Annotated in this window: 23 protein-coding genes; 22 read left to right on the top strand and 1 reads right to left on the bottom strand. The window is 44.2% G+C overall.

Translation table 11 applies throughout. The annotated features are described in order from the left end of the window. Positions 1-3 precede the first annotated feature (3 nt). From grdA to ACTNA4_RS03575, 7 genes are all read left to right on the top strand, one after another. Positions 4-477 (top strand): glycine/sarcosine/betaine reductase complex selenoprotein A, encoded by a 474-nt coding sequence (gene grdA, locus ACTNA4_RS03605; RefSeq protein WP_441028565.1) that lies wholly within the window; start codon positions 4-6, stop codon positions 475-477. 171 nt (positions 478-648) lie between these two features. Next, positions 649-2,181, top strand: coding sequence for a glycine/sarcosine/betaine reductase complex component C subunit beta (gene grdC, locus ACTNA4_RS03600; protein ID WP_441028563.1), 1,533 nt, complete (start codon positions 649-651; stop codon positions 2,179-2,181). A gap of 14 nt (positions 2,182-2,195) precedes the next feature. Beyond that, the gene (gene grdD / locus ACTNA4_RS03595) at positions 2,196-3,350 is read left to right on the top strand and encodes a glycine/sarcosine/betaine reductase complex component C subunit alpha (protein WP_427805764.1); all 1,155 of its coding nucleotides are present in this window, start codon (positions 2,196-2,198) and stop codon (positions 3,348-3,350) included. A gap of 111 nt (positions 3,351-3,461) precedes the next feature. Next, the gene (locus ACTNA4_RS03590; RefSeq protein ID WP_441028561.1) at positions 3,462-4,220 is read left to right on the top strand and encodes a threonine/serine ThrE exporter family protein; all 759 of its coding nucleotides are present in this window, start codon (positions 3,462-3,464) and stop codon (positions 4,218-4,220) included. Positions 4,221-4,235: 15 nt separating this feature from the next. After that, on the top strand, positions 4,236-4,742 hold the full coding sequence (locus tag ACTNA4_RS03585) for a threonine/serine exporter family protein (RefSeq protein ID WP_427805762.1): 507 nt from the start codon (positions 4,236-4,238) through the stop codon (positions 4,740-4,742). Between the two features lie 73 nt (positions 4,743-4,815). After that, positions 4,816-6,273: a glutamate--tRNA ligase gene (gene gltX / locus ACTNA4_RS03580; protein ID WP_427805761.1), complete on the top strand. Its 1,458-nt coding sequence runs from the start codon at positions 4,816-4,818 to the stop codon at positions 6,271-6,273. Between the two features lie 25 nt (positions 6,274-6,298). Further along, positions 6,299-8,155, top strand: a complete 1,857-nt coding sequence (locus tag ACTNA4_RS03575; RefSeq protein WP_441028559.1) for an ATP-dependent helicase — start codon at positions 6,299-6,301, stop codon at positions 8,153-8,155. Positions 8,156-8,265: 110 nt separating this feature from the next. Here the strand turns inward: ACTNA4_RS03575 and ACTNA4_RS03570 are convergent, their stop codons facing one another. After that, positions 8,266-8,601 carry a DUF1292 domain-containing protein gene (locus tag ACTNA4_RS03570; protein ID WP_427805759.1) on the bottom strand — a complete coding sequence of 112 codons (336 nt, stop codon included), beginning with the start codon at positions 8,599-8,601 and terminating at the stop codon, positions 8,266-8,268. A 126-nt stretch (positions 8,602-8,727) separates the two neighbouring features. Here ACTNA4_RS03570 and ACTNA4_RS03565 point away from each other — a divergent pair, with 126 nt between their 5' ends. The 15 genes from ACTNA4_RS03565 to ACTNA4_RS03495 all read left to right on the top strand — a co-directional run bounded on the left by ACTNA4_RS03565 (position 8,728) and on the right by ACTNA4_RS03495 (position 26,663). Beyond that, complete coding sequence (locus tag ACTNA4_RS03565) at positions 8,728-9,714, top strand: sugar ABC transporter substrate-binding protein (RefSeq protein ID WP_441028557.1); 987 nt, start codon at positions 8,728-8,730, stop codon at positions 9,712-9,714. A gap of 10 nt (positions 9,715-9,724) precedes the next feature. After that, positions 9,725-11,422, top strand: a complete 1,698-nt coding sequence (locus ACTNA4_RS03560; protein WP_427820347.1) for an alpha-amylase family glycosyl hydrolase — start codon at positions 9,725-9,727, stop codon at positions 11,420-11,422. An 8-nt stretch (positions 11,423-11,430) separates the two neighbouring features. Then, positions 11,431-12,000 (top strand): DUF5662 family protein, encoded by a 570-nt coding sequence (locus tag ACTNA4_RS03555; RefSeq protein WP_427805756.1) that lies wholly within the window; start codon positions 11,431-11,433, stop codon positions 11,998-12,000. Next, positions 11,997-12,176, top strand: coding sequence for a DUF4250 domain-containing protein (locus ACTNA4_RS03550; protein WP_427805755.1), 180 nt, complete (start codon positions 11,997-11,999; stop codon positions 12,174-12,176). The genes ACTNA4_RS03555 and ACTNA4_RS03550 overlap by 4 nt, the downstream gene beginning before the upstream one ends. A gap of 23 nt (positions 12,177-12,199) precedes the next feature. Then, the gene (gene miaB, locus ACTNA4_RS03545; protein WP_427805754.1) at positions 12,200-13,657 is read left to right on the top strand and encodes a tRNA (N6-isopentenyl adenosine(37)-C2)-methylthiotransferase MiaB; all 1,458 of its coding nucleotides are present in this window, start codon (positions 12,200-12,202) and stop codon (positions 13,655-13,657) included. Between the two features lie 146 nt (positions 13,658-13,803). Beyond that, complete coding sequence (locus ACTNA4_RS03540) at positions 13,804-14,532, top strand: ABC transporter transmembrane domain-containing protein (protein ID WP_441028555.1); 729 nt, start codon at positions 13,804-13,806, stop codon at positions 14,530-14,532. Positions 14,533-14,537: 5 nt separating this feature from the next. Next, a complete protein-coding gene (locus tag ACTNA4_RS03535; RefSeq protein WP_427805752.1) occupies positions 14,538-15,026 on the top strand; it encodes an ATP-binding cassette domain-containing protein in 489 nt (162 codons plus the stop codon). 59 nt (positions 15,027-15,085) lie between these two features. Then, positions 15,086-15,517 carry a putative ABC transporter permease gene (locus ACTNA4_RS03530; protein ID WP_427805751.1) on the top strand — a complete coding sequence of 144 codons (432 nt, stop codon included), beginning with the start codon at positions 15,086-15,088 and terminating at the stop codon, positions 15,515-15,517. A gap of 165 nt (positions 15,518-15,682) precedes the next feature. Then, positions 15,683-16,333: a hypothetical protein gene (locus ACTNA4_RS03525; RefSeq protein WP_441028553.1), complete on the top strand. Its 651-nt coding sequence runs from the start codon at positions 15,683-15,685 to the stop codon at positions 16,331-16,333. A 237-nt stretch (positions 16,334-16,570) separates the two neighbouring features. Beyond that, positions 16,571-19,240 carry a DNA mismatch repair protein MutS gene (mutS, locus tag ACTNA4_RS03520; RefSeq protein ID WP_441015761.1) on the top strand — a complete coding sequence of 890 codons (2,670 nt, stop codon included), beginning with the start codon at positions 16,571-16,573 and terminating at the stop codon, positions 19,238-19,240. Between the two features lie 34 nt (positions 19,241-19,274). Beyond that, positions 19,275-21,413 carry a DNA mismatch repair endonuclease MutL gene (mutL, locus tag ACTNA4_RS03515; protein ID WP_441028551.1) on the top strand — a complete coding sequence of 713 codons (2,139 nt, stop codon included), beginning with the start codon at positions 19,275-19,277 and terminating at the stop codon, positions 21,411-21,413. A gap of 49 nt (positions 21,414-21,462) precedes the next feature. After that, positions 21,463-22,446 carry a tRNA (adenosine(37)-N6)-dimethylallyltransferase MiaA gene (gene miaA, locus ACTNA4_RS03510; RefSeq protein ID WP_441028549.1) on the top strand — a complete coding sequence of 328 codons (984 nt, stop codon included), beginning with the start codon at positions 21,463-21,465 and terminating at the stop codon, positions 22,444-22,446. A 35-nt stretch (positions 22,447-22,481) separates the two neighbouring features. Then, on the top strand, positions 22,482-23,741 hold the full coding sequence (locus ACTNA4_RS03505; protein ID WP_427805866.1) for an aminotransferase class I/II-fold pyridoxal phosphate-dependent enzyme: 1,260 nt from the start codon (positions 22,482-22,484) through the stop codon (positions 23,739-23,741). Next, complete coding sequence (locus ACTNA4_RS03500; protein WP_441028547.1) at positions 23,741-24,979, top strand: NAD(P)/FAD-dependent oxidoreductase; 1,239 nt, start codon at positions 23,741-23,743, stop codon at positions 24,977-24,979. Before ACTNA4_RS03505 ends, ACTNA4_RS03500 begins: the two co-directional genes overlap by 1 nt. After that, positions 24,972-26,663: an NAD(P)/FAD-dependent oxidoreductase gene (locus ACTNA4_RS03495; protein ID WP_441028545.1), complete on the top strand. Its 1,692-nt coding sequence runs from the start codon at positions 24,972-24,974 to the stop codon at positions 26,661-26,663. The genes ACTNA4_RS03500 and ACTNA4_RS03495 overlap by 8 nt, the downstream gene beginning before the upstream one ends. Positions 26,664-26,720 lie beyond the last annotated feature (57 nt).

The raw sequence follows: 26,720 nt of genomic DNA, 5'->3' as shown, positions 1-26,720 counted from the left end.
ATCATGGCAATTTTAGAAGGTAAAAAAGTTGTAATTATTGGTGACCGTGATGGTGTTCCAGGACCGGCTATCGCTGAATGCGTTAAGACAGCCGGAGGAGAAGTTGTTTTTTCTTCAACAGAATGTTTCGTCTGAACAAGCGCAGGCGCAATGGATCTTGAAAATCAGAAGAGGGTAAAAGAATTCGCTGAAGAATACGGCCCGGAAAACGTAGTCGTAATCGTAGGTGCTGCTGAAGGTGAAGCTGCAGGTCTTGCAGCTGAGACTGTAACAGCAGGTGACCCGACTTTTGCAGGTCCATTGACAGGAGTCCAGCTTGGACTTACGACATATCACGTATGTGAACCAGAATTGAAGGAAGAATTTGACGAAGCAGTTTACGATGAACAGGTAGGTATGATGGAAATGGTACTTGATGTTGATGATATCGTAAGCGAAATGTCAGCTATCCGTGACGAATACTGTAAGTATTTATAAGAAGAATCTTTGACGACGTCTTAGATTTCAAAAAGCGGTGAGGTAAATACTTACCTCATCGCTTTTGCTTTACAGAGTCTATCCTTGAATTCATTTAATTTGAGGAAATATAGTCAGATAAATGGCGGGGGCATATTTATCTGATATCTTTAAGAAAGGTGGACACTTGCGATGAACAGTGTAATTAAAGGAGCCAGCTATGTTCTGGCACATACTCCGCAGATGGTAGTATACAACGGAACAACTCAGACAACAGAGCGGGTTGTGAATCCAGAATCAGAATACTTAAAAGAATTAGAAAGTCATCTTCGTTCTTATGAAGAATGCGTAAACTACTGGCCGAACCAGGTATATATCGGAAATGCACATCCGGATGAACTGGCTCAGGTAGAGTTCCCTTATTATGATAAAGTTAAAGAAGGCGCTGAAAGATATGGAAAATACGGCGAGATTATGCCGGAAGAAGAATTCATTCTTTTAGCTCAGACCTGCGATATGTTCGAAGTTGTTAAACTTGACAAAGAGTTTGTTGCAGCTCACAAAGAAGCTTTCGCAGCTGATCCGATTATCACAGAAGATATCGTTGCTAAGGTTGAAGATGGTGTTGAACTTTCTGAAATCGAACACTTTGTCAGCGAAGAACATGCTGAAGGTATTTACCATGCCGGAAAGCTTGTTGGATGTGTTAAAAGAGCACATGATATCGATGTAAACCTTTCTGCACATGTTATGCATGAAAATATCATGAGCAAAGCTACCAGCGTTCTTGCATTATTATACGGTGTAAGAAATGCAGGTATCGAAAAAACAGATATTGAATACGTTATCGACTGTGCTGAGGAAGCATGTGGTGATATGAACCAGAGAGGTGGCGGTAACTTTGCAAAGGCTGCAGCTGAAGTTGCAGGACTTCTGAATGCTACCGGATCTGACTCTCGTGGATTCTGTGCAGGACCTTCTCACGCACTGATTGAAGCAGCAGCTCTTGTTAAGTCCGGAGCATACAAATGCGTAGCTGTTACAGCCGGCGGATGTACTGCTAAACTTGGTATGAACGGTAAAGACCATGTAAAGAAAGGCCTTCCGATCCTGGAAGACTGCCTTGGCGGATTCTGTGTAATCCTCGCTGAGAACGATGGTGTAAATCCGGAAATCAACCTTGACATCCTCGGACGTCATACAGTAGGAACAGGAAGTGCTCCGCAGAACGTTATCGGAAGCCTTGTAGCTGATCCTCTGGAAAGAGCTGGATTGAAGATTACTGATATTGATAAATTCTCTCCGGAAATGCAGAACCCGGATATCACAAAACCGGCTGGAGCAGGAGATGTACCACTTGCTAACTACAAGATGATCGGTGCACTTGCTGTTAAGCGTGGTGACCTTGACAAGAAACAGCTTGCAAGCTTTGCAACCGAGCACGGACTTACAGGATGGGCTCCGACACAGGGACACATTCCTTCAGGTGTACCGTACATCGGATTTGCAAGAGAAGATATTCTTGCAGGCAAGATCAAGAATGCAATGATTATCGGAAAAGGAAGTTTGTTCCTTGGACGTATGACCAACCTGTTTGACGGTGTTTCTTTTGTAATCCAGGCTAATACCGGAGCAGAAGACAACAGCGGAGTTTCTGAAGAAGAAGTTAAAGGATTAATCGCTAAAGCTATGAAAGACTTTGCTGCATCAATGCTGGCAGAATAGAGAGGTGGACGATTATGGCAAGTGGAATTGAAAAAATGATCGCCGAGACCTTCATGAGCATGGCAGAAGGACTTGAGACCGGAAGCTTCGGAAAACGTCCGAAAATTGCTCTGACCGGTATGGGCAGCGAGCATGGAGAAGAAAACTCTATGGCTGCTGCTATTGAGGCGGCAAAAGACGGAATCGATGTATACTACATCGGTACGTTAGAAGCAGAGGGTGTTACGACCGTTAAAGTGGCTAACGATGAAGAAGGCCATGATAAGATGGAAGAAATGCTCAAAAATAAAGAAATTGACGCTGCTGTAACGATGCACTTCCCATTCCCGATCGGTGTTTCAACCGTTGGACGCTGTGTAACACCTGCAAAGGCAAAAGAGATGTTTGTTGCTAACACAACAGGTACATCCAGCACAGACCGTATCGAAGGAATGATCAAGAATGCGATCTACGGAATTATCGCAGCAAAAGCATGCGGTAAAAAGAATCCGACAGTTGGTATTCTTAACGTTGACGGTGCACGTCAGACAGAAAAAGCTCTGAAACAGCTGAAAGAAAACGGATATGATATCACATTTGCTGAATCTACCCGTGCAGACGGCGGATGCGTAATGAGAGGTAATGACGTTCTTCAGGCAGCTCCGGACATCATGGTAACAGATTCCCTGACCGGTAACATCCTTGTTAAGATGCTTTCATCCTTCATGACAGGCGGAAGCTTCGAGGCAACTGGATTCGGATATGGTCCTGGTATCGGAGAAGGATATGAGCAGCTCGTTATGATCGTATCCCGTGCGTCAGGCGCTCCGGTTATTGCAAATGCAATCCGTTACGCAGCACAGCTCGTAAGAGGAAAAGTATTCGAAGTAGCAAAAGCTGAATTCGCAGCAGCTAAAAAAGCTGGCCTGAAGGAAATTCTGGATGCTCACAAAGCAGCACAGAAACCTGCAGCTGCAGAAGAAGAAGTTAAAGAACCGCCGAAGGAGATTGTAACTGCACAGATTCCTGGAATCGAAGTTATGGACCTTGAGGATGCGGTAAAAGCACTCTGGAAGATCAACATCTACGCAGAGAGCGGAATGGGATGTACAGGCCCGATCATCCGTGTATCTGATGCAAATCTTGCGAAAGCAGAAGAAGAGCTGAAGAAAGCGGGATACATCAATTAGTTGATTAATTGATGGAAATAACGTATAATATTGGGAGACGTAGCGTTTTTTGCTGCGTCTCCTTTCGTACTTTTTGGCGCAGTTGAATAATCGAGGAGACAGGAGTGTAGTATGGATTTACAGTTGCTAATCAAAACAGCGATGTCTGCAGGAGAGCTGATGCTTTGCAGCGGAGCTGAGACTTACCGGGTGGAAGATACCATGCACCATATTTTGAAGACAGCAGACAATCTGGAAATGTCAGAAGTACTGGTCGTGATGACAGGAATCACAGCTTCTGTGAAGGTGAAGGGTGAGAAAGTTGTGACGCTTGTGAAGCGTGTGGAAAGCCGTGAAAATAATCTGAGCCGTGTGGTTTCGGTTAATGATATTTCGAGACGTTACTGTGGTGGAGAATTGTCCTTGCAGGCGGCATATGAGGAGCTGAATTCACTGAAAAAGAAAGAATATCGCCGTTTGTCCTATAGTATTGCAACGGTTGCTGTTTGTGTGGGATTCTCCCTTTTCTTTGGAGGAGGAATCTGGGAGGTTGTGTCATCGCTGATTGTAGGCGCATTTCTCGCATTTTGTATCGAAGCAGTGCGTGATCTTAAGGTCCATGCTTTTATAGAAGACGTATTTTCGTCTATGGGCATTGCAATGGCAAGTGCAGTTATGAAAATCATGCTTGGCGGCAGAATGGATATTGATATTGTAATCATCTCTTGTATCATGCCGCTTGTTCCGGGAATGGCAATCACAAATGCAGCGAGAGATACACTTAGAGGCGATTATCTTTCAGGCATTGCCCGAATGCTGGAAGCATTCATCAAGGCGGCAGGAATTGCTATCGGTATTGGTATCGGTCTGGCAATTATGGGGAGTTATTAGAAGGAGGAGACAGTTATGAATCGAGAGATGTTTAGAATAATGATTCAGGTTTCCGGAGCATTTCTGGCAATCTACGGTTTTGCCGTACTGCTTGATACTCCAAAAAAGTATTTGTTTCATGCAGGGGGTGTTGGTGCGGCAGGAGGATTGGTGTATCTGATCTGCATTCAGAATGGATTGGGTGTTGTTTTTTCATCTTTTATCTCTGCACTTGTAGTGGCAGTGATATCCCATATTTTTGCACGTATATTTAAGACTCCGGTCACTCTGTTTCTGATTGCAGGATTTTTGCCGACTGTACCGGGAGCCGGCATGTACCGGATCGTCCATTATATACTGGAAGGAAATGAGAAAATGACTGGGTACTATCTGATTCAGACGCTTCAGATTGCGGGGGTTTTTGCGCTGGCAATCTTTATTATAGATACTGTTTTTTATTCGTTCCAGAAGGGTGAATGGAAGCAGAATTCCATGAAATACATTCGAAAAGAAGAGGGAAGTAACGATGCCCACTTGAAGTAAAAATCGGAATGTGGTAGTATATTTTGGGACATTTAAAGATAGAAAAGATTAAGATAAAGAGAGGGAACCGATTATGAGTAAAGTTAGAACAAGATTTGCGCCGAGTCCTACCGGACGTATGCATGTTGGAAATCTTAGAACCGCATTGTATGCATATCTGATTGCAAAGCATGAGAATGGCGATTTTATGCTTCGTATTGAGGATACAGACCAGGAACGATTTGTGGAAGGTGCACTGGATATTATTTACCGTACGCTGGAGAAAACTGGGCTTGTTCATGATGAAGGCCCGGACAAAGACGGCGGATATGGACCGTATGTTCAGAGCGAGCGTAATGCGTCCGGCATTTATTTGAAATATGCTAAACAGCTCATCGAACAGGGAGATGCTTATTATTGTTTTTGCGACAAAGAACGTTTGGAATCTTTGAAAACTTCTGTTTCTTCTGAAGGTACTGAAATTGTAAACTATGATAAACATTGCCTGCATCTCAGTAAGGAAGAGATTGAGGAAAATCTTGCATCAGGAAAGCCTTATGTTATTCGTATTAATATGCCGACAGAAGGTACAACGACATTCCATGATGAGATTTATGGAGATATCACCGTTCCGAATGCCGAGCTGGATGACATGATTCTGATTAAATCAGACGGATATCCGACTTATAATTTTGCTAATGTCATTGACGATCATCTGATGGGAATCACACATGTCGTGCGAGGTAATGAATATTTATCGTCTGCACCGAAATACAATCGTCTTTATGAGGCGTTCGGATGGGAAGTTCCGATTTATGTACATTGTCCGCTTATCACAGATGAAAACCATAAGAAGCTTAGCAAGAGATGTGGACACTCTTCTTATGAAGATCTGTTAGATCAGGGATATGTGAGTGAGGCAATCGTCAATTATGTTGCACTGCTTGGATGGTGTCCACAGGATAACCGGGAGATTTTCTCTCTTCCTGAGCTGGTGGAGGCATTTGATTATCATCATATGAGTAAATCGCCGGCTGTTTTTGATACAACTAAGCTGAAATGGATGAATGGTGAATACCTGAAAGCTATGGATTTCGATACCTTTTATGAGATGGCTGAACCATATATCAGAAAAGTTATTACAAAAGATTATGATCTGAAGAAGATTGCTGCACTTGTTAAGAGTAGAATTGAGATCTTCCCGGATATCGCAGAGCAGATTGATTTCTTCGAAGAACTTCCGGAATATGATACGGCTATGTATTGTCACAAGAAGATGAAAACGAATGAAGAGACTTCTCTTGAGGTATTGAAAGAACTGCTTCCGCGTCTGGAAGCATGGGACGATTACAGTAATGATGCGCTGTACGGTCTTCTGAAGGATTATGTGGCAGAAAAAGGTTGTAAGAACGGCTATGTAATGTGGCCTGTCAGAACGGCGGTTTCCGGTAAACAGAACACACCGGGCGGAGCGACCGAACTGATGGAGATACTTGGAAGAGAAGAATCCTGTGCCAGAATCAGAAAAGCAATTGAAATGCTGAGTAAATAATTAATATAATAAGGGGTTTTGGTGAATGCTGAACAAAGGACAAGAAGAGGCGGTACATCACCTGGAGGGGCCATGTATGGTGATTGCACCGCCGGGGTCAGGTAAGACACTGACCATAACCAGAAGAATCCGGTATTTGATTGAAGAGGCCGGAATCGATCCCGCTCAGATACTTGTGATTACATTTACACGGCTTGCTGCGCGTGAAATGAGAGAACGATTTACTTCTTTGACCGAAGGAAAGCATTATCCGGTCACGTTCGGAACTTTCCACAGTGTTTTTTATGGGATACTGAAATGTGCTTATGGCATCAACGGTTCGAATCTGCTTGCCGAGCAGGAAGGACTTGAGATCCTGAAACAGGCAATGGATGAACTGAAACTTGAATCACTCCAAGGACCGGAAGACGATGAAGAACCGACACATGAATTGATGCAGGAAATCGGAATCGTGAAGAACAGCCTTCTCCATTTGAAGGACTTTCACAGTCAATATTTGAATCAGGAAGAATTTACGCTTTTGTTCCGCCAGTATGAAAAAAAGAAAAAAGAACGAAAGAAATTTGATTTTGACGATATGCTGGTTCAGTGCTATGCATTGTTTCAGAAACGTCCGGACATTTTAAAAGCGTGGCAGGAACGTTTCCAATATATTCTGATCGATGAGTTTCAGGACATCAACCGAGTGCAGTATGAGGTGATTCGGATGATTGCGGCTCCTGAATACAATTTGTTTGTTGTAGGGGATGATGACCAATCTATCTATGGATTCCGTGGGGCAAAGCCTGAACTTATGCTTTACATGAAGCAGGAATTTCCAAATATCAGGCAGATTCCGCTTACAACAAATTACCGTTCTACCGAGTTTATCGTAGGTGCCGCATCGCGGGTGATCCTGCATAATGAGTCGAGATTCTATAAAAGGGTCCAGTCATCGAAAGGAAAAGGAGAAAGTGTCCATGTTCAGGAAGTGCTGGATGAGAATGAAGAAAGCAGATATGTGGCAGGTGAGATTCAGAAACATCTGGATCTTGGTGAGAAGCCGGGAGAGATTGCAGTACTTTTCCGTGCCGGAATTCAGGCGCGGATGCTGACGGAGATCCTGAATGAATACCGGATCCCGTTTGAGATGAAAGAACATATTCCTAATTTTTATGATCATTTCATTGTCCGGGATATGATCGCTTATATGCAGCTTGCGGCCGGGAATCGGGAAAGACGTTGGTTTTTGATGATTGCAAACAGGCCAGTGCGATATCTTGGCAGAAACAGTATGGATGGTGCCAGAGTGGAATTTGAAGATCTGCGAAGATTTTATCTGGATAAAGAATGGATGCAGGACATTATTGACCAGTTTGAGGTTGATATCAAAATGCTGGAGAACATGACGCCCTATTCGGCGATCCAGTATATCAGGAAGCGTATCGGTTACGATACATTTCTGAAAGAATATGCGAAAGAACATCAAGTTCCCTGGAATACTCTGCTTGAAGTCATGACCGAACTGGAAGAACGATGCAAGCCCTATCGTACCTTTCAGGATTGGATGTGTCATATTGATACATACACCGCTGATCTGGAAGAGCAGGAGAAAGCTCGTAGAAATCGACAGTCGGCAGATCCTGAAAAGGTACAGTTAATGACGATGCATTCCTCGAAAGGTCTGGAATTTACGACTGTATTTCTGATTCATGCCAATGAGGGAGAAGTGCCTTATCAGAAGGCGGTGACACCAGAACAGATGGAAGAAGAACGACGTATGTTCTATGTTGCAATGACAAGAGCAAAGGAGCATCTTACAATTTCTTATATAACAGAGAAAAATGGGAATCCAGTCAAAGCTTCCCGGTTTGTAGAAGAGCTTCTGGGAAGACATGTTTGACAACACGATGTTCACCGGATATTTATCTCTTTAAAAATGCAGTTTTCTATAGAGCAGGAAAGAGCCTGGCATGCCAGACTCTTTCATTTAATGGATTGAAACAGACGGTTCTAGTCATCAATACCAAACTCTTCGAATTGCTGCTCGTCCAGCCATTCATCGAATGCATCCGCAGCAAGTTCGTATTCATCATCATCTTCGATGTTTTCGAGATCATGATTGTTTCCACCGGTCGTATCCCTGATGAAACGATAAATCCATACATCGCCGTCTTCGTTCTCCCCGTTCTCGTCTAATGGAAGAAGTACAATGTATTCTTTTGAATTAACCTCAAATGTAGTAATGATGGAGCATTCAATCTCCTCGTCGTCGTCAAGAGTAATCGTGACTACCTGTGTTTCAAGAAGATCGTTATCTTCATTTCCGCCTTCATGATTATGTCCCATAATTCGGCTTCTCCTTTCATATGATACTTCCACTCTAACAGACTATGCAAGGATTTGCAAGGGGAAAAACTATTGACATTGACGATAAAAAAGTTACAATAAAAGAAAGGTTTAGGGAGGTTTGGTATGTATAAGAGAAAAATAGCACTGTTTCTTACATTTCTTATGTGTTGTATGATGGTTACAGGTTGTAAGAAAAATGTGGGGACCAGTGAGGATAATGCAATAAAGCCGGAAGAAGATCAGGAGGAAACGGTGTCTTATACCTTTGGGTTCAGTTGTATCACAATGGAGAATCCTTATTTTATTACACTGGAGCAGTCGCTTCGTGAGTATGTGGAGAATGAAGGGTGCACGATGATTACGATGGATCCGGAGCTGAATGTGAATACGCAGATTCAACAGATCGATGAGATGATAGAGCAGGGAATCGATGCCATTTTTCTGTGCCCGGTCGAATGGGAAGAAATCACACCGGCGCTGGAACATCTGAAAGAAGCGGATGTCAAAATCATTAATATCGACTCAGAAGTAAAGGAAATGGATTATGTAGATGCTTTTATAGGATCCAACAACTATAATGCAGGTTATATTTGTGGAGAAAATCTGATTAAGCAATGTCCGGAAGGAGGAAAGGTTGCGATCCTGGAAAGTCCGACTCAGAATTCGGTCAATGAGCGCATTACCGGATTTGAGGAAGCGATTATGGATAAAGGCTTTGAAGTGGTTGCTCGCATGGATACGCAGGGGGATCTCAATCTGGCGAGAGAAGCGGCGAACCAGATCTTTGCTGAGCATAAGGACATCACGGCGGTCATGTGCGGAAATGATCAGATCGCACTTGGTGCGCTGGTGGCAGCTCGTACGGAAGCATTGCATGATATCATGATTTATGGTGTTGACGGTTCACCCGATCTCAAAAAAGAGCTTTTGAAACCGGGGAGCTTGATTCGGGGGACAAGTGGTCAATCCCCTATTAATATAGGAAAAGATGCCGCAAAAACAGCATTTGCCATTTTAAATGGGGAAAAATATGAAGAGGCGATTTATGAAGATGTCTTTTTTATTGATGCAGATAATGTAGAAATGTATGGTGCTGACGGATGGCAGTAAAGAGGAGAAGATGATGATAAAAGTAACAACAGGTTATCCATTGCCGCAGGGCTGTACAGTGCGCGGCGAAAATGTGAATTTTTCGGTATGTGTTCCTTCTGGAAAAAAATGTGAGCTCCTTCTTTATAAAAAGGGGAAGAAGGTTCCGGAGCAGATATTTGACATGCAGGAAACGGGTTCTTCCGGGCTGATTCGCTGTATTGCGCTTCGTATACCAAGAGCTGAAGCTTATGAATATAATTACAGAGTTGACGGAGAAATCGTAATTGACAGTTATGCAAGAGCTTTTGCGGGACGTAAAGTCTGGGGTGAAGCCAGAAATATAGAACAGCATGAAGTCCGTGCCCGGATTATTGATACGGAATTTCCGTGGGAGGATGATAAAAGGCCTCATCTGGCACAAAATGAAGTGATTGCATACAGCCTTCATGTTCGTGGCTTTACCAAACACAGTTCTTCAAAGGTGCGATATAAGGGAACTTTTGCAGGTGTTCTGGAGAAATTGCCATATTTAAAGGATCTTGGAGTGAATCAGATTCATGTAATGCCAATATATGATTTTGAGGAGAATAAATCCTACCTGAATTATTGGGGATACGGAGAAGGGTATTATTTCGCTCCTAAGAGCTCCTATGCTGCCAAAGAGGAAGTTACAGAACTGAAGAATCTGATTAAAACTCTTCATTCGGAGAATATGGAGTTGATCCTTGAAATGCCTTTTACGGGAGATACTCCGAAAATGATGATTCTGGGATGTCTTCGTTTCTGGGTGATGGAATATCATATTGATGGGTTTATTCTCAATCCATGTATTATAGACAGAGAGTCTCTGATCAACGATCCTGTTCTCTATGGTACCAAGATCATGAAGAAAATGGATGATTTCCAGAATACCATGCGCCGCTTCCTGAAAGGAGACGAGGGTATGGTTCCGGGGGTCATGTGGTGGCTGAGACATCAGTCAGAAGAGGAAGAGACCTTTAATTATATCACCGGACAGACAGGTTTCACTCTGAATGATCTGGTTTCTTATGATCAAAAACATAATGAAGAAAACGGAGAGGAGAATCAGGACGGACCGGATTATAATTTTAGTTGGAACTGTGGCGTAGAGGGGCCGACCCGCAAACGCTCTGTCGTGGAATTGCGAAGAAAGCAGATCTATAATGCATTTTTCCTCCTGCTCCTTGCACAGGGAACACCTTGTATTCTTGCAGGTGATGAATTCGCGAACAGCCAGAAGGGAAATAATAATGTCTATTGCCAGGACAATCCGGTTTCCTGGCTTGACTGGAGCAAACTTCAAAAAGAAGAGAAGTTGCATCAGTTTGTAAAAGATCTGATCGCTTTCCGCAAGGCACATAAGGTGCTTCATCCGGAACATGAAATGATGGGAATTGACAGTACCAGCTGCGGAATTCCGGATATCTCTTATCACAGTGAAAACGCATGGCAGACATCCTCCGAGGTTTCAAGTAGACAAATCGGTGTATTCTATCACGGCAGCGACGAGGAGGAAAGCTGCTATGTTGCATATAATATGCACTGGGTTTCGCATCTTTTTGCGCTTCCGGCACTTCCAAAGGGTAAACACTGGTATCTTGCAGCTTCTACGGATGATGGAGTATTGAAAGAACCGGTACTCATTGAAGAAGCAAAGTGTGTGGAAGTAGAGGAACGTACCATCAAAGTATTCATTGTGAAGTAGGAGGAAATATGAAAGCCTGGCAGCATTTTTGCACCATTACAAATCATAAAATTCTGGTTATGAAGAATTGTTTCCGGGTAGGATTGTACCGTCAGGGGCTTTTGCATGATATGTCCAAATATATGCCGTCTGAGTTCCTTGTGGGATGCAGATACTATCAGGGAACCAGAAGCCCGAACAATGCGGAGCGTGAAATAACCGGTTGTTCGACGGCCTGGCTACATCATAAAGGACGCAATAAGCATCATTATGAATACTGGATCGACTATGGATTAGAACAACCGGGACTAACCGGTATGAAGATGCCGAAAAAATATGTGATTGAGATGTTTATGGATCGGATTGCGGCATCGAAAGTATATATGAAAGAGAATTATACGGATTCTTCTCCCCTTCAGTATTATGACAATGGGATTGCCGGACAGCTTATTCATGAAGATACTCGGGCACTGCTGGAAGAACTGCTGCATATGCTTGCCGAGAAGGGAGAAAGGGAGACATTTGCCTATATTAAAAATACGGTGCTGAAGACGCACGATTATGAAAATATGGGGAAGAACAGGAGGAGTAGGAGATGATATCATTGCCAAATGATCCGATGATCCTGCTGAGTGTGATCAACATGAAACTGAGAGACTCATATTCCGGGCTGGATGAGCTGTGTGAGGATATGGAAGTGGATCGGGAAATGATTGAAAAGAAACTGGAACAGATCGACTATCGCTATGATGAGGAAACGAATCAGTTCATATAACAGGATTATGGAAGGATAATAACATGTTTGATATAAATTTTGATGAAATTGATTTGACAAAGCAGCCGCCGGTAGAAGAGCCGCAGCGTCAATACTATTTTATGGCCAAAGCAAGGCATTATGTGCAGGAAAAGAGCAGGGAACTGGGGAGAGATCTCACGTTCTGCGTGACCACTTTTGGTTGTCAGATGAATGCCAGAGATTCCGAGAAGCTGGTCGGCGTGCTGGAACAGATCGGGTATGTGGAGGAGCCGGACGAGGAGAAGGCTGATTTCGTCATCTTTAATACCTGTACTGTCCGCGAGAACGCAAACACAAGGGTGTATGGACGTCTGGGGCAGTTAAACCGTGTAAAGAAGCAGAAACCGTACATGTTTATCGGACTTTGCGGATGCATGATGCAGGAGCCGGAAGTGGTCGAGAAGATCAAGAAAAGCTATCGTTTTGTGGATCTGATTTTCGGGACTCATAATATTTACAAGTTCGCGGAATTAATCGTGACGCGTTTTGAATCAGAACGAATGGTGATCGATCTCTGGAAGGATACAGATAAGATCGTAGAAGATCTGCCGAGTGAGAGAAAGTTTTCTTTTAAATCAGGCGTTAATATCATGTTCGGCTGCAATAATTTCTGCAGCTACTGTATCGTACCGTATGTGCGCGGACGCGAGAGAAGCCGGAATCCCAAAGACATTATCCGCGAAATCGAGTCGCTGGTCGCGGACGGAGTTGTGGAAGTCATGCTCCTTGGACAGAATGTTAATTCGTACGGAAAGACACTGGATGAGCCGATGAGCTTCGCCCAGCTTCTGGAAGAAATTGAGAAAATTGATGGCCTGGAAAGGATCCGTTTTATGACATCACATCCGAAAGACCTTTCCGATGAATTGATCGCAGTGATGGCAAAATCAAAGAAGATCTGTCGTCATCTGCATTTGCCGATCCAGTCAGGAAGCAGCCGGATCCTTCAGAAGATGAACCGCCGCTATACCAAAGAACACTATCTCGAACTGGTAGATAAGATCCGCGCCGCAGTTCCGGATATCTCACTTACGACCGATATTATTGTAGGATTCCCGGGAGAGACAGAAGAAGATTTCCAGGAAACACTTGACGTAGTCAGAAAAGTACGTTACGACAGCGCCTTTACATTCATCTATTCCAAACGTACAGGCACACCGGCAGCGGCGATGGAAGAACAGATACCGGAAGATGTAGTAAAAGACCGATTTGACCGACTCTTGAAAGAAGTACAGGAAATCTCCGCGGAAGTATGTTCTGTACATGAAGGAACGGTTCAGGAAGTACTTGTCGAAAGCGTGAACGATCACGATCCAAGTCTTGTTACCGGGCGACTTAGCAATAACCTGCTGGTGCATTTCCCTGGGGATAAAGAGTTGATTGGGAAAATCGTACCGGTTCATCTGGATGAGGCGAAGGGATTCTATTATTTGGGGACGGTTCTTTTGCCACGACCATAGCCCTTTGGCTTTTGTAAGCGGAAAAAAAGAAATATTCTAAGAGAATTGGAAAGCAGTCTTTAGGAGGCTCTGATTGAAAAAGGAATGCTCGTGCCGCCGGAAGACGGTGTGGGTGCAGAAGGATGCTGGATGGGAGTTGAAAAATAATGCTTTCATTCATCAGAAGTTACAAATATCAGAATGTTTTCATAATTATGCTGTTGTTACTCCAGAATCTGCTTCTTTTAGCGAGTACTCTGACTACGATGCGCATGGCGCGTCTGGTGATGGACGGAGATTTCGAGGGAATCGTGGCATGTATGATTTTTGTAATTATCGTGTATCTGACGCTGCATTTCCTGTTCTGGATCTATGATGTGCAGACTGCCAGAACGATAGCGCATATGAATCAGGATGTAAGGGCAAGCCTCAATCGGCAGATCATAGAGAGGAATGCAGAAGAGCTTAACGGAACGGACACGGGAGAATATATCTCCTGGTACACCAATGATTTAAAAAAAGCAGAAACACAGGGATTTCAGAATTTTTATTCTGCTGTGGACGCAGTGATTAAACTGACCATCGGTATCGCGGTACTTGCCCGGATCCAGTGGAAATTATTAATATGTACGCTGCTGACGTCCGGAATGGTTTATGTGTTTTCTCACTATTTTCATGGAAATGTGGAAGAAGAGTCCGGGAAAGTGTCCAAGGGATGGGAGACATTTACGCAGGCGGTAAAAGAGCAGGTAGGTGGAGTACATGTTCTGAAATCATTCGGACACGAGATGGATTTTAAGGAAAATATCCAGACGGCATCCAGGGAGCTGGAAAGGCAGAGATGCAGGTACGTAAAGACCCGTGAAAAAGCGGCTGCGGGAAAACGACCTTACTGAAGCTCATGCTCGGACAGCTTACGGGATATCAGGGAAGTATCCTCTATGATAAAAAAGAATTGTCCTGCTATGATATAAATACATTTTATGAACAGATGGCATACATCGAACAAAATGTATTCCTGTTCGATACCTCTATCCGGAATAATATTACACTGGGGGATTCGTATTGTGAAGACGAGATAGATAAAGTGCTTAAAATGAGCGCACTGGAAGAAGATATTCGGACATTTCCGGAAGGATTGGATACCAAAGTCGGAGAAAACGGGAAGAATCTCTCCGGAGGGCAGAAACAGAGAATAGCGGTGGCCAGAGCTTTAATTCATGATCGTAAAATTCTACTCGTAGACGAAGGAACATCTGCATTGGATCAGGAAAATGCATTGATAATCGAACATGCACTTTTGAACTGCCCGGAACTTACCTTAATTCTGATCATACATCATTTGAAAGAAGAGTATGTAATGCTTTATGAAAATGTATATCGGCTGTAATAATTTTCCCAAAATCGCTCACACTATGTAGGAAGATTTGCATAGTGAGGGCGATTTTTATGAAGAGCAGAAGATCAAAATATATCAGTGAAGTGTTGTTTATCTGGGCACTGGGCGGAACGATTTACTATACGATTGAGATGGTGACGCGAGGTTTTTCGCATTGGAGTATGTTTGTGGTTGGCGGACTTGCGCTTTGTTTCTGTACATTTCAGGGGCAGGCGATGAAGTGGACGGAGCCATTATGGATTCAGGTCATCAGATCGGTCGTATTTGTTACTTCACTGGAATTTATAACAGGGATTATTGTGAATAAATGGCTTCATCTTGAAGTGTGGGACTATAGCGACCAGCCGTTTCAATTATGGGGGCAGATCTGTGTGCCGTTTATGATCTTATTTTCCGGGCTGATTGTGATTGGAATTCTTTTGGGCGGGACATTGACATATTGGATTTATGGGGAAAGAAAGCCGGATTTTCATATTCTTTGATATTTCTGATTTTTCCATTAAACCGTTTATGTCGTGAACATGACCGTTCATGTCGAATTGGTTGATTTTATGCATATATTTGTTATAATTGGGATAATATGAAGAGGAAAATCTTGGAATCTTTTTGAAAATTTTGAATTTGCAGAGAAATATCATGTACACTGGATGGAAGCCATCCAGATTTCCCTCCGAATAAAAGGGCAGTCCGCTCCGGGAAGCACAGAAAACGCATTCCAGCAGGGCGGATCCGCATCGAAATCCAGCCTGTCCAGTAAGCTTGGCGTAAACCCAAACGCAATCGTAAGTGAACTGATAATGCATCAATTTGATGATTACTATTTGAATACAAAATATGTTGGACTCAACCCAAATAAAGATTTCAAATTATGTATGCGCCCGTATGGTGAGTATGCGAACAATAACCCCGGAATGAACTGTACCGGCTTTGTAGCATTCGTTTTCCAGAAGTGTGGAGCAAATCTGGAAATAATCGGGAATATGGGTCTTAGAGGAAGTTACTGCAATGCCTCCAACTGGTTGAGATACTTCAAAAAATATAATGTCACCTACTATCAGTATTCAACAGTAGGAGAATTACTTAATAGTGGGAAAGCAGAAAAAGGGGATATCATTTTCTGCGATCCCAAGGATTGGAGCCAAAGCGGTGCGGATTGTCACATCGGTTTTTTCTGGGGAAACGATTCTTCCGATAATCGTTTCTGGCATTCTTCTACAAAACCGGGAAGCGGAAACCAGATATCTGTGATTACTCCTGTTACGAATCCATCATACATTTATTTAATTAAGCTTAAATAATATTATCGAGGAAAACAAGAAAAGGACAACCATCCAGATTCTCGATAAAACAGACCATTGTTTGTGGGGGCGATTTCAGCTTTTGCTTGAAATGCCTCCATAAATTTGTTAAGATTTGAATGTGACAAATGCCCCTATCCATTTGGCTGCAAATGCGAAAGGATAGGTGAAGTAACGTGGGAAGCAACTACTTTCAAAACTGTGAAAACCCTTGAAAAATAAGGAGAATTTGGAAATATGATAGATAAAACCAACATGGCATCGAAAATGACCCCAATGATGCAGCAGTACCTTCAAACGAAGGAAGAATATCCAGACTGTATCCTCTTTTACAGACTTGGCGATTTTTATGAAATGTTTTTTGACGATGCAATAACCGCATCAAAAGAACTGGAAATAACACTGACAGGAAAAAACTGTGGTCTCGAGGAAAGGGCTCCCATGTGTGGAGTCCCTTATCATGCTGTGGACAGTTATCTGAATCGTCTTGTATCAAAAGGATACAAGGTGGCAATCTGCGAGCAGATGGAAGATCCGAAGCTTGCGAAGGGAATAGTTAAAAGGGACGTTATTCGTATCGTCACCCCAGGTACCAATCTTGACATGCAGGCACTGGATGAGACGAAAAACAACTATATCATGAGTATCGTATACATCGCAGATCGTTTCGGGCTGTCTGTTGCTGATGTAACGACAGGTGAATACATGGTCACAGAAATCGAATCTTCCGGAAAAATGATGGACGAACTTACGAAATTTATGCCCTCGGAGATCATTTGTAATGAGGCGTTCTATATGAGCGGAATGAATCTGGATGATCTGAAAAACCGGCTTGGAATCACCATCTATTCTCTGGACGCCTGGTATTTTGACGATGCACTCTGTCGAAAGACACTGATGGAGCATTTTCAAGTGAAATCGCTGCAGGGACTCGGCCTTGAAGACTATGACTGTGGTATGATTGCAGCGGGCGCATTGTTGAAATATCTGGAAGAAACACAAAAAAATTCGCTGTCCCATCTGAGCCGGCTTACCACCTATACGACGGGAAATTATATGGTCCTTGACAGTTCGACGCGTCGAAATCTGGAACTGGTTGAGACGTTGCGGGAGAAGCAGAAACGAGGTTCGCTTCTGTGGGTGTTGGACAAGACGAAAACAGCAATGGGTGCCCGAACTCTTCGAAAATATGTGGAGCAGCCACTTATCGATAAAGCTTCTATTAAAAAGAGACAGGATGCGATAGAAGAATTAAAGAACAACGCTATTTGCAGAGAGGAAATACGGGAGTACTTAGGTCCTGTGTATGATCTGGAGCGCCTGGTCGGAAAGATCACCTACCAGTCTGCAAATCCGCGTGATCTGATTGCATTTCAGAGCTCCCTTTCCATGCTGCCTCCGATTAAATGCATCCTGGAGGATATGCAGTCAGAGCTTCTGAAAGAGATTTACGGGGAAATGGATACACTTGAGGAGCTTTGCACTCTGGTCAAGGAAGCAATCATGGAAGATCCGCCGCTTGCAATGAAGGAAGGCGGCATTATTCGTGAAGGCTACAACGAAGAAGTAGACCGCCTGCGCAGAGCTAAATCGGATGGAAAGGGCTGGCTCGCTGAGCTGGAAGCAAAAGAGCGGGAGAAGACGGGAATTAAAAATCTGAGGATCCGTTATAACAAGGTGTTTGGCTATTATCTGGAAGTGACGAATTCGTTCAAAAATCTGGTGCCCGATTACTATGTGAGAAAACAGACGCTGGCCAACGCGGAACGTTATATCATCCCGGAGCTGAAAGAACTGGAAGACACGATTCTGGGAGCTGAGGACAGGCTTTGTGCACTGGAATATGAACTGTACTGTGAAGTGCGGAACAAAATCGCCGGAGAAATCCTTCGCATCCAGACGACTGCAAAAGCGATTGCCAAGCTGGATGTGATTGCCTCCCTTGCCCTGGTTGCGGAGAGAAATAATTATGTCCGCCCGAAAATTAACGAGAAAGGTGTCATTGATATCAAAGACGGACGTCACCCGGTGGTGGAGAAAATGATCCCTAATGATATGTTTATCTGCAATGATACCTATCTAGATGATAAAAAGAACCGCATTTCGATTATCACCGGACCGAATATGGCCGGTAAATCGACGTACATGCGTCAGACTGCATTGATCGTATTGATGGCACAGATCGGTTCATTTGTCCCGGCATCGTCCGCGAATATCGGACTTGTAGACCGTATTTTCACGCGAGTAGGTGCCTCCGATGATTTGGCATCCGGACAGAGTACCTTTATGGTGGAAATGAACGAGGTGGCGAATATCCTGAGAAATGCAACCAGCAAAAGCCTTCTGATCCTGGACGAGATCGGAAGAGGAACCAGTACCTTCGATGGCTTAAGTATCGCATGGGCGGTCGTGGAACATATCAGCAATAGTAAGCTTCTGGGGGCGAAGACATTATTTGCTACACATTATCATGAATTAACGGAGCTGGAAGGGAAAATCGATAATGTCAATAATTACTGTATTGCTGTAAAGGAAAAGGGAGATGATATCGTCTTCCTTCGAAAAATAGTAAAAGGCGGTGCGGATAAGAGCTACGGAATCCAGGTTGCTAAACTGGCGGGGGTTCCGGATTCTGTCATTAATCGTGCGAAAGAAATCGTGGAAGAGCTGGTCAATGCGGATATTACGGCGCGGGTGAAGGAAATCGCCGTACAGGGAGAAAACCAGAAGAAAAAGCCACAGAAGAAGCTGGATGAAGTTGATCTGGCACAGTTTTCTCTTTTCGATACGGTAAAGGATGATGATGTTCTGAAAGAATTAAAAGAACTGGATATCAGTCATATGACTCCGATCGATGCGATGAACAAATTGTATCAGCTCCAGAATAAACTGAAAAATCGATGGTAAGATAAGATACTTAGAATGAATAAAGGAGAACAATATGCCGCATATTGAATTGTTGGATCAGATCACAATTGATAAAATAGCAGCCGGGGAAGTGATAGAAAGGCCGGCCTCGGTGATCAAAGAATTGGTGGAAAACGCAATTGATGCCGGTGCAACGGCGGTTGTAGTAGAGATAGAGGATGGTGGTATCACATTTATGCGGATCACCGATAATGGATGTGGGATTGAGAGGGACGATGTTAGAAAAGCATTCCTACGCCATTCGACGAGTAAGATTCGAAGCGCAGATGATTTAGTGCACATCTCTTCGCTTGGATTTCGTGGTGAGGCGCTTTCCAGTATTGCCGCTGTTGCTCAGGTTGAATTGGTGACAAAAACGGCGAATGATATATTTGGAACCCGGTATGTTATAGAAGGAGGACAGGAAAAGGTTCTGGAAGAAACGGGAGCTCCCGACGGAACAACGTTTTTGGTACGTCAGCTCTTCTATAATACACCTGCAAGGAGAAAATTTTTAAAAACACCAATGACAGAGGCAAGCCATATCAGCGATCTGCTGACACGGCTTGCACTTTCGCATCCAGAGGTTTCCTTCCAGTTCATCAATAACCATCAGCCGAAGATACATACATCCGGAAACGGACGTCTAAAAGATGTGATTTATCATATTTACGGACGAGAGATTGCCAATAATCTGCTCCCGCTGGAATATGATTGTGAAGGGATGCGTGTTAATGGATTTCTTGGAAAACCGCTTATCTCCCGCGGAAATCGAAATTTTGAAAACTATTTTGTAAACGGACGATATATCCGCAGTAACATCTTGTCGAAAGGGATTGAAGACGCATACAAAGATTTTACGATGCAGCATAAATATCCGTTTGTAGCGTTTCACATTCAGGTGGATCCAGAGAAGATCGATGTCAACGTACACCCGACAAAAATGGAACTTCGCTTCAGCAATCAGCAGGAGATTTACAACCGGATTTATCAGGCTGTCAGTGACGGCCTGCACGAAAAGAATCTGATCCCGGAAGTGGAGATACCGGAACCGCCGTCGCTTGAAAATAAAATAAATGACCGGAGAGCAGGTGCGAGGAAAAACGCTGTATTGGTACAGGAGGTCCCAAAACGGCCTTACGGGAATTTGAATCCGGAACCAGTAAAAAAAGAAGAGAGCGATGAAGAGAAGAATCTTGATTATTTCATGAAAAAAATGAAGGAGAGAGTACAGGCTTATCATAATCAGGTTTCGCATGCGGAAGTGGAAAGCACGGAAGACATATCGAAAAAGGCACAGGAAACGGACAAGGTAAAAGAAGCTGTAAAAAGGCGCTTGAATTCCGAAAAAACAGAGTGCGCTCTACAAAATAGTCCTTCAAAAACAGAGCGCACTCCACACAATACAGCAAGTAAAACAGAGTACGATCCAATAAAAAAAGAGCAAACTCTGCAAAAAGACAATAGCGATACCCAAAAAACAGAGCGCGATCTGCAAAACAATCCGCAATTTCCAGATAATAATCCACGAAAGTCAGAAAAAAACAAACAATTAGATTTGTTTGAGGAAAATTTACTCAAAAAAGAAGTAAAACAGGAGTATAAAATAATTGGTCAAGTGTTCGATACTTATTGGTTGGTACAATTTCGGGATAGTCTCTATATTATCGATCAACATGCTGCACACGAAAGAGTATTGTATGAACGTACACTTGCAGGAATGAAAAATCGGGAGTATACTTCTCAGTACCTGAGTCCTCCGATCATCTTAAGTTTATCTATGCAGGAAATTGATGTACTGGAGACTTACAAAGACCGGTTCACATCGATTGGATTTGAGATGGAACCATTTGGCGGCGATGAGTATGCTGTGAGAGCAGTTCCTGATAATCTATTCGGAATTGCTAAGAAGGAACTCTTGCTTGAGATGTTGGATGGATTGTCTGAAGGCCTGGCTTCTAATCTGGAACCTTCATTGATTGATGAGAAAATTGCATCCATGTCTTGCAAAGCAGCGGTCAAGGGTAATTCCAGATTGTCTGCTGCAGAGGTTGAGGCTTTGATCGGTGAACTTCTGACGTTGGATAATCCATACCATTGTCCACACGGCAGGCCCACGATTATTTCAATGACCAAACGGGAACTTGAGAAAAAGTTTAAGCGTATCATTTAATAAGCGCATATTTTTCAATGAATTAAGAAATGTAGAGGAGGTGTCCGTAATGGAAGAAAAACGGAAAGAAACGGACGATGTCACAAAACCGCCGCTTATTGTATTGACCGGACCTACCGCTGTGGGAAAAACGAAAGCTTCGATCGGACTGGCAAAGGCGGTCGGTGGAGAAATCATTTCTGCAGATTCTATGCAGGTATATCGGCATATGGATATTGGGTCCGCAAAAATCCGCAGGGATGAAATGGAAGGAATTCCTCATTATCTTGTGGACGTACTTGAGCCAGACGAAGAATTTCATGTAGCCAGATTTCAACAAATGGCAAAGCAGTCGATGGAGCAGATTTATGCAAACGGACATATCCCGATCGTGGTGGGCGGAACAGGATTTTATATACAGGCACTTCTGTATGACATTGATTTCTCCGAAGGAGAAGAAAATACTGCGTATCGAAAGGAACTGGAAGCATTTGCAAATGAAAATGGTGCAAATGCGCTGCATGATCGTCTGCGCGAGGTGGATCCGAAATCTGCCGATGAGATTCATGCGAATAATGTGAAGCGTGTGATAAGGGCACTGGAATTTTACCATCAGACGGGGATGCCCATCTCTCAGCATAATGAAGAAGAGCGTAAGAAAGAATCTCCGTATTCTTTTGCATATTTTGTTCTGAATGATGAGAGAAGCCGGCTTTACGAACGGATAGACAGGCGGGTAGATAAGATGATCGATGAGGGACTTGTGGACGAAGTCCGGGCACTAAAGCTGCGAGGCTATGACCGTAAAATGGTGTCTATGCAAGGGCTGGGCTATAAAGAAATTCTGTCATATCTTGAAGGGGAGTGTTCCCTTGAAGAGGCTGTTTATATTTTAAAGCGGGACACCAGACATTTCGCAAAACGGCAGATTACCTGGTTTAAGCGGGAGCGTGATGTAATCTGGCTGCCCAAGGATCAGTACAATTATGATGAAACTGCGATATTGGAAGCAATGCTGAGAATCTTAAGAGAAAGGAAAATAATAGAATCATGAGTTTAAATCAAGAAACAGAATCACTTTATATTCAGATGGGAATTGACCCGAACGTGCTGCGGTACGGACTTGAAATCGAAGCAGGACTGAAGGATCGGTTCGCTGAAATCGACCGGATGGCTGAATTTAATCAGCTCAAGGTTCTGCATGCAATGCAGGAGGCGAAGGTGAGCTCGGAATGTTTTAATTATGCGTCCGGATACGGATACAGTGATTTCGGAAGAGATACATTAGAACAAGTGTATGCAAATGTATTTCATACTGAAGATGCACTGGTGCGTCCTCAGATTACATGTGGAACCCATGCGCTGGCGCTGGCGCTTTCAGCCAATTTAAGGCCGGGAGACGAACTTCTTTCGATTGCAGGTAAACCTTATGATACGCTGGAAGAAGTGATCGGAATTCGTCCTTCCACCGGTTCACTTGCTGAATATGGAATTACCTATCGCCAGGTGGATCTGCTGCAGGATGGCAGTTTCGACTATGATAAGATACGTGAGGCGATCAATGAAAAAACCAAACTGGTTACGATCCAGCGTTCGAAAGGGTATCAGACACGGCCAAGCTTTTCGGTAGATCAGATTGGGGAAGGGATTGCGTTTGTGAAAAAAATAAAGCCGGAACTTATTTGCATGGTGGATAACTGCTACGGTGAATTCGTAGAAGAGAAGGAGCCGAGTGATGTCGGTGCCGATATGGTTGTCGGATCCCTGATCAAGAACCCCGGCGGAGGCCTTGCGCCGATCGGAGGCTATATTGCGGGAAGAAAGGATCTGATCGAGCAGTGTGCGTACCGTCTTACCTCACCGGGACTGGGGAAAGAGGTCGGTGCCTCTCTTGGTGTAATGCAGTCCTTCTATCAGGGGCTTTTCCTCGCACCGACCGTAGTGGCAGGCGCGTTAAAAGGAGCTGTTTTTGCAGCGAATATTTATGAAAAACTCGGATATCCGGTCATTCCGAACGGAAGTGAACCGCGTCATGATATTATTCAGGCGGTGACACTTGGAACACCAGAAGGCGTGATTGCGTTTTGCCAGGGAATCCAGGCTGCTGCACCGGTTGAAAGCTATGTGACACCGGTTCCGTGGGCGATGCCGGGTTATGACAGCGAAGTTATCATGGCAGCCGGAGCGTTTGTGCAAGGATCCTCGATCGAACTTAGCGCCGATGGACCGATCAAACCACCGTATGCCGTTTATTTCCAGGGAGGATTGACCTGGGAACATGCTAAATTCGGAATCCTGATGTCACTTCAGAAACTCTATGACGCTGGAATCGTAAAGGAGCTTCCATAATGGGAAAACAGATTGTGGTTGCAGGAGGAGGTGCTGCCGGTATGATGGCTGCACTTTCCGCTGCGGAAGAAGGGGCAAGCGTTACAATCGTGGAACACAATGATCGCGTCGGCAGGAAAATCCTTTCTACCGGAAACGGAAGATGCAATTATACAAATCTGTTCCAGAGCCCACAGTGCTACCGAAGCGATGAGAACGATTTCCCCTGGAAGATCATCAGCAGATTTCCGGCAGAGTGGGTCATTCGTAAATTTGAAGAAATGGGTGTTATGCCAAAAGACAAAAATGGCTACATTTATCCGTTTTCCGAACAGGCAAGTGCGGTGCTGGATGTACTTCGTATGGAACTCGATCGATGCGGGGTCCGTATTGTGACATCTGCCCATGTGTCGGATATTTTAAGAACAAAAAAAGGCTGGCAGGTTGAAATTCTCCAAGGTGGTAAAAAGAAAGAAAAAATGAATTGTGATTCCGTAATTCTTGCCTGCGGTTCGAGAGCAGCTTCAAAGCTCGGAAATGACGGAAGCGGTTACGATCTTGCGAAGAAGCTGGGGCATAAGATCATTCCTGTGGTCCCGGCACTTGTACAGCTCAAATGCCGGGAAAACTTTTATCCCTCTTTAGCAGGCGTGCGTGTGAATGGAAAAGTTTCTATATGGATTGACGGAAAGAAGCATGGAGAGGATACGGGCGAGCTACAGATGAATGCTTACGGTATTTCCGGAATTCCGGTCTTTCAGATCAGCAGGATCGCGGCGAAAGGACTTTACCGGAAACAATCTGTCTGTGCAGAAGTTGATTTTATGCCGCAGTTAACGGACGATGCATGGAGACAGATGCTTGAAGAGAGGAAAAGGCTTCATCCAGAAAAGGAAATGAGTGTCTTTTTTACCGGAGTATTTCACAAGAAACTGTCGGAGGTGCTGCTCAAAATTTCAGGGATACCGCGGATGAAAAAGGCGGGGGAACTTACGGAGGCTGAACTGGAACGCCTGGTGAAAGAAGGGAAACATTTTCGGACAGATATTATAGATACGAATCCATTTGAACAGGCTCAGATTTGCGCAGGAGGTGTTTCGACAGCGGAACTTTCTGCTCAGACGATGGAATCACGCATCGCAAAAGGTATTTATTTCGCGGGTGAGCTGGTCGATGTGGACGGAATCTGCGGAGGATACAATCTGCACTGGGCATGGGCAAGCGGATATCTGGCAGGGAAAGGAGCAGCGAATGCTTAGAATCAGTCAGTTAAAAATGCAGGTGGGGCATACCGAAGAAGAATTGAAAAAGAAGGTACGAAAGCGTCTCGGAATTCAGGAAATGCAGTTGCTGGATCTTACCATTCGGAAAAGATCTCTGGATGCCAGGCGCAAGCCGGAACTTTATTATGTATACACCATTGATGTGAAAGTAAACGATGAGCAGGCTGTCTGGAAACGGGTGTCGAAGAAGAAAGGCAATTCAGATGTCAGCGTCTGCCGGGAAGAACGGTATCATTTCCCCGAAGAGGGCTCCTGCCGTCTGAAAGAAAGGCCGTTCATAGTCGGATGCGGTCCGGCGGGGATTTTCTGCGCGTATTTTCTGGCCAAGTGTGGGATGCGTCCGATCTTGATCGAGCGGGGAGCTCCTGTGGAAGAACGACAGGAGGATGTGAAGAAATTCTGGGAAACCGGAGTGCTTAAGCCGGATTCCAATGTTCAGTTCGGAGAGGGAGGAGCCGGAACATTTTCCGACGGAAAACTCAATACACTGGTCAAAGACCCGAACGGAAGGATCCGGGCCGTGCTGGAAACCTTCGTCAAACACGGAGCGCCGGAGGAGATCCTGTATGACGCAAAACCGCATATCGGAACGGATATTCTGTGTACGGTCATTCGGAATATGCGCGAGCAGATTCTTGCATGGGGAGGAGAAGTTCATTTTCATACGAAAATGACGTCACTTATCCTGAATGAGTCCGGACGAAAATTGAAGGGAATCTGGGTAGAAACAGATGCCGAAGAGAAAAATAACGTGAGGGAATTACCGGTCGAAGTTCTGGTTTTGGCGCCGGGACACAGTGCGAGGGATACATTTGGCATGCTTTATGAGACCGGGATCCCAATGGAAGCAAAATCATTTGCGGTGGGGGTGCGTGCGGAGCATCCTCAGGAACTGATCAACCGTTCCCAGTACGGGGCAGAATATCCGGATTCACTCCCGGCTGCGGCTTATAAACTGACAGCAAAACTACCGAATGGGCGTGGTGTGTATTCATTCTGCATGTGTCCGGGTGGATATGTGGTCAATGCATCATCGGAAGAAGGACACCTGGCGGTAAACGGAATGAGTTATCATGCGAGAGACAGCCGGAACGCCAACAGTGCTATCGTCGTAACCGTATCTCCGGAAGATTTTGGTTCCAAGCATCCGCTTTCTGGTGTGGAATTTCAGCGTAAACTGGAAAAGGCGGCCTATGAAGCGGGAAATGGCAGAATCCCGGTTCAGCGCTATGGGGATTTTTGCCAAAGTCTTCAATTGGATGCCGGGAAGTTGGACACACGTCCTGTGTGCATGGAATTCAGAGAAATGGTTCCGTGTATGAAAGGCGGTTGGAAAAAAGCGGAGCTAAAACAGATTTTCCCGGAGCAGATTGCAAGATCTCTGGTTGAGGGAATGGAAGAATTTAATACGAAAATCCGAGGATTTTCGCATCCGGATACGATTCTTTCGGCGGTGGAAAGCAGAACCTCTTCCCCGGTCAGAATTCTCAGAAATGAAACGATGGAGAGCCGTATTTGCGGACTATATCCGTGTGGAGAAGGCGCCGGATATGCAGGCGGGATTACGTCAGCCGCAGTGGACGGCATAAAGATCGCGGAAACGATCCGCAAAAAATATGCTTCATTCGACAAAAATGAAGATGCTTTAAGAAAAATTTAATGTCTAAAAAGGCTATACACGTTTTTTAAAATATGCTAAAATAATCACAGTTTGTGA

Origin of the sequence: Bariatricus sp. HCP28S3_A7, from assembly GCF_052066375.1 — a bacterium.
Classification (GTDB): Bacteria; Bacillota; Clostridia; order Lachnospirales; family Lachnospiraceae; genus Allocoprococcus.
The sequence above is the reverse complement of the archived record's forward strand: the minus strand, read 5'-3'. Positions and strand labels throughout refer to the sequence as shown.

Coding starts and splice junctions, on each gene's coding strand:
- mutS (WP_441015761.1), top strand. CDS start 16,571: ATGATAGATAAAACCAACATGGCATCGAAAATGACCCCAATGATGCAG.
- ACTNA4_RS03590 (WP_441028561.1), top strand. CDS start 3,462: ATGGATTTACAGTTGCTAATCAAAACAGCGATGTCTGCAGGAGAGCTG.
- ACTNA4_RS03500 (WP_441028547.1), top strand. CDS start 23,741: ATGGGAAAACAGATTGTGGTTGCAGGAGGAGGTGCTGCCGGTATGATG.
- ACTNA4_RS03535 (WP_427805752.1), top strand. CDS start 14,538: ATGCTCGGACAGCTTACGGGATATCAGGGAAGTATCCTCTATGATAAA.
- ACTNA4_RS03565 (WP_441028557.1), top strand. CDS start 8,728: ATGTATAAGAGAAAAATAGCACTGTTTCTTACATTTCTTATGTGTTGT.
- ACTNA4_RS03505 (WP_427805866.1), top strand. CDS start 22,482: ATGGGAATTGACCCGAACGTGCTGCGGTACGGACTTGAAATCGAAGCA.
- gltX (WP_427805761.1), top strand. CDS start 4,816: ATGAGTAAAGTTAGAACAAGATTTGCGCCGAGTCCTACCGGACGTATG.
- ACTNA4_RS03540 (WP_441028555.1), top strand. CDS start 13,804: ATGCTTTCATTCATCAGAAGTTACAAATATCAGAATGTTTTCATAATT.
- ACTNA4_RS03495 (WP_441028545.1), top strand. CDS start 24,972: ATGCTTAGAATCAGTCAGTTAAAAATGCAGGTGGGGCATACCGAAGAA.
- grdC (WP_441028563.1), top strand. CDS start 649: ATGAACAGTGTAATTAAAGGAGCCAGCTATGTTCTGGCACATACTCCG.
- ACTNA4_RS03575 (WP_441028559.1), top strand. CDS start 6,299: ATGCTGAACAAAGGACAAGAAGAGGCGGTACATCACCTGGAGGGGCCA.
- ACTNA4_RS03525 (WP_441028553.1), top strand. CDS start 15,683: ATGGAAGCCATCCAGATTTCCCTCCGAATAAAAGGGCAGTCCGCTCCG.
- miaA (WP_441028549.1), top strand. CDS start 21,463: ATGGAAGAAAAACGGAAAGAAACGGACGATGTCACAAAACCGCCGCTT.
- ACTNA4_RS03570 (WP_427805759.1), bottom strand. CDS start 8,601: ATGGGACATAATCATGAAGGCGGAAATGAAGATAACGATCTTCTTGAA.
- ACTNA4_RS03530 (WP_427805751.1), top strand. CDS start 15,086: ATGAAGAGCAGAAGATCAAAATATATCAGTGAAGTGTTGTTTATCTGG.
- ACTNA4_RS03585 (WP_427805762.1), top strand. CDS start 4,236: ATGAATCGAGAGATGTTTAGAATAATGATTCAGGTTTCCGGAGCATTT.
- ACTNA4_RS03550 (WP_427805755.1), top strand. CDS start 11,997: ATGATATCATTGCCAAATGATCCGATGATCCTGCTGAGTGTGATCAAC.
- mutL (WP_441028551.1), top strand. CDS start 19,275: ATGCCGCATATTGAATTGTTGGATCAGATCACAATTGATAAAATAGCA.
- miaB (WP_427805754.1), top strand. CDS start 12,200: ATGTTTGATATAAATTTTGATGAAATTGATTTGACAAAGCAGCCGCCG.
- ACTNA4_RS03555 (WP_427805756.1), top strand. CDS start 11,431: ATGAAAGCCTGGCAGCATTTTTGCACCATTACAAATCATAAAATTCTG.
- grdD (WP_427805764.1), top strand. CDS start 2,196: ATGGCAAGTGGAATTGAAAAAATGATCGCCGAGACCTTCATGAGCATG.
- ACTNA4_RS03560 (WP_427820347.1), top strand. CDS start 9,725: ATGATGATAAAAGTAACAACAGGTTATCCATTGCCGCAGGGCTGTACA.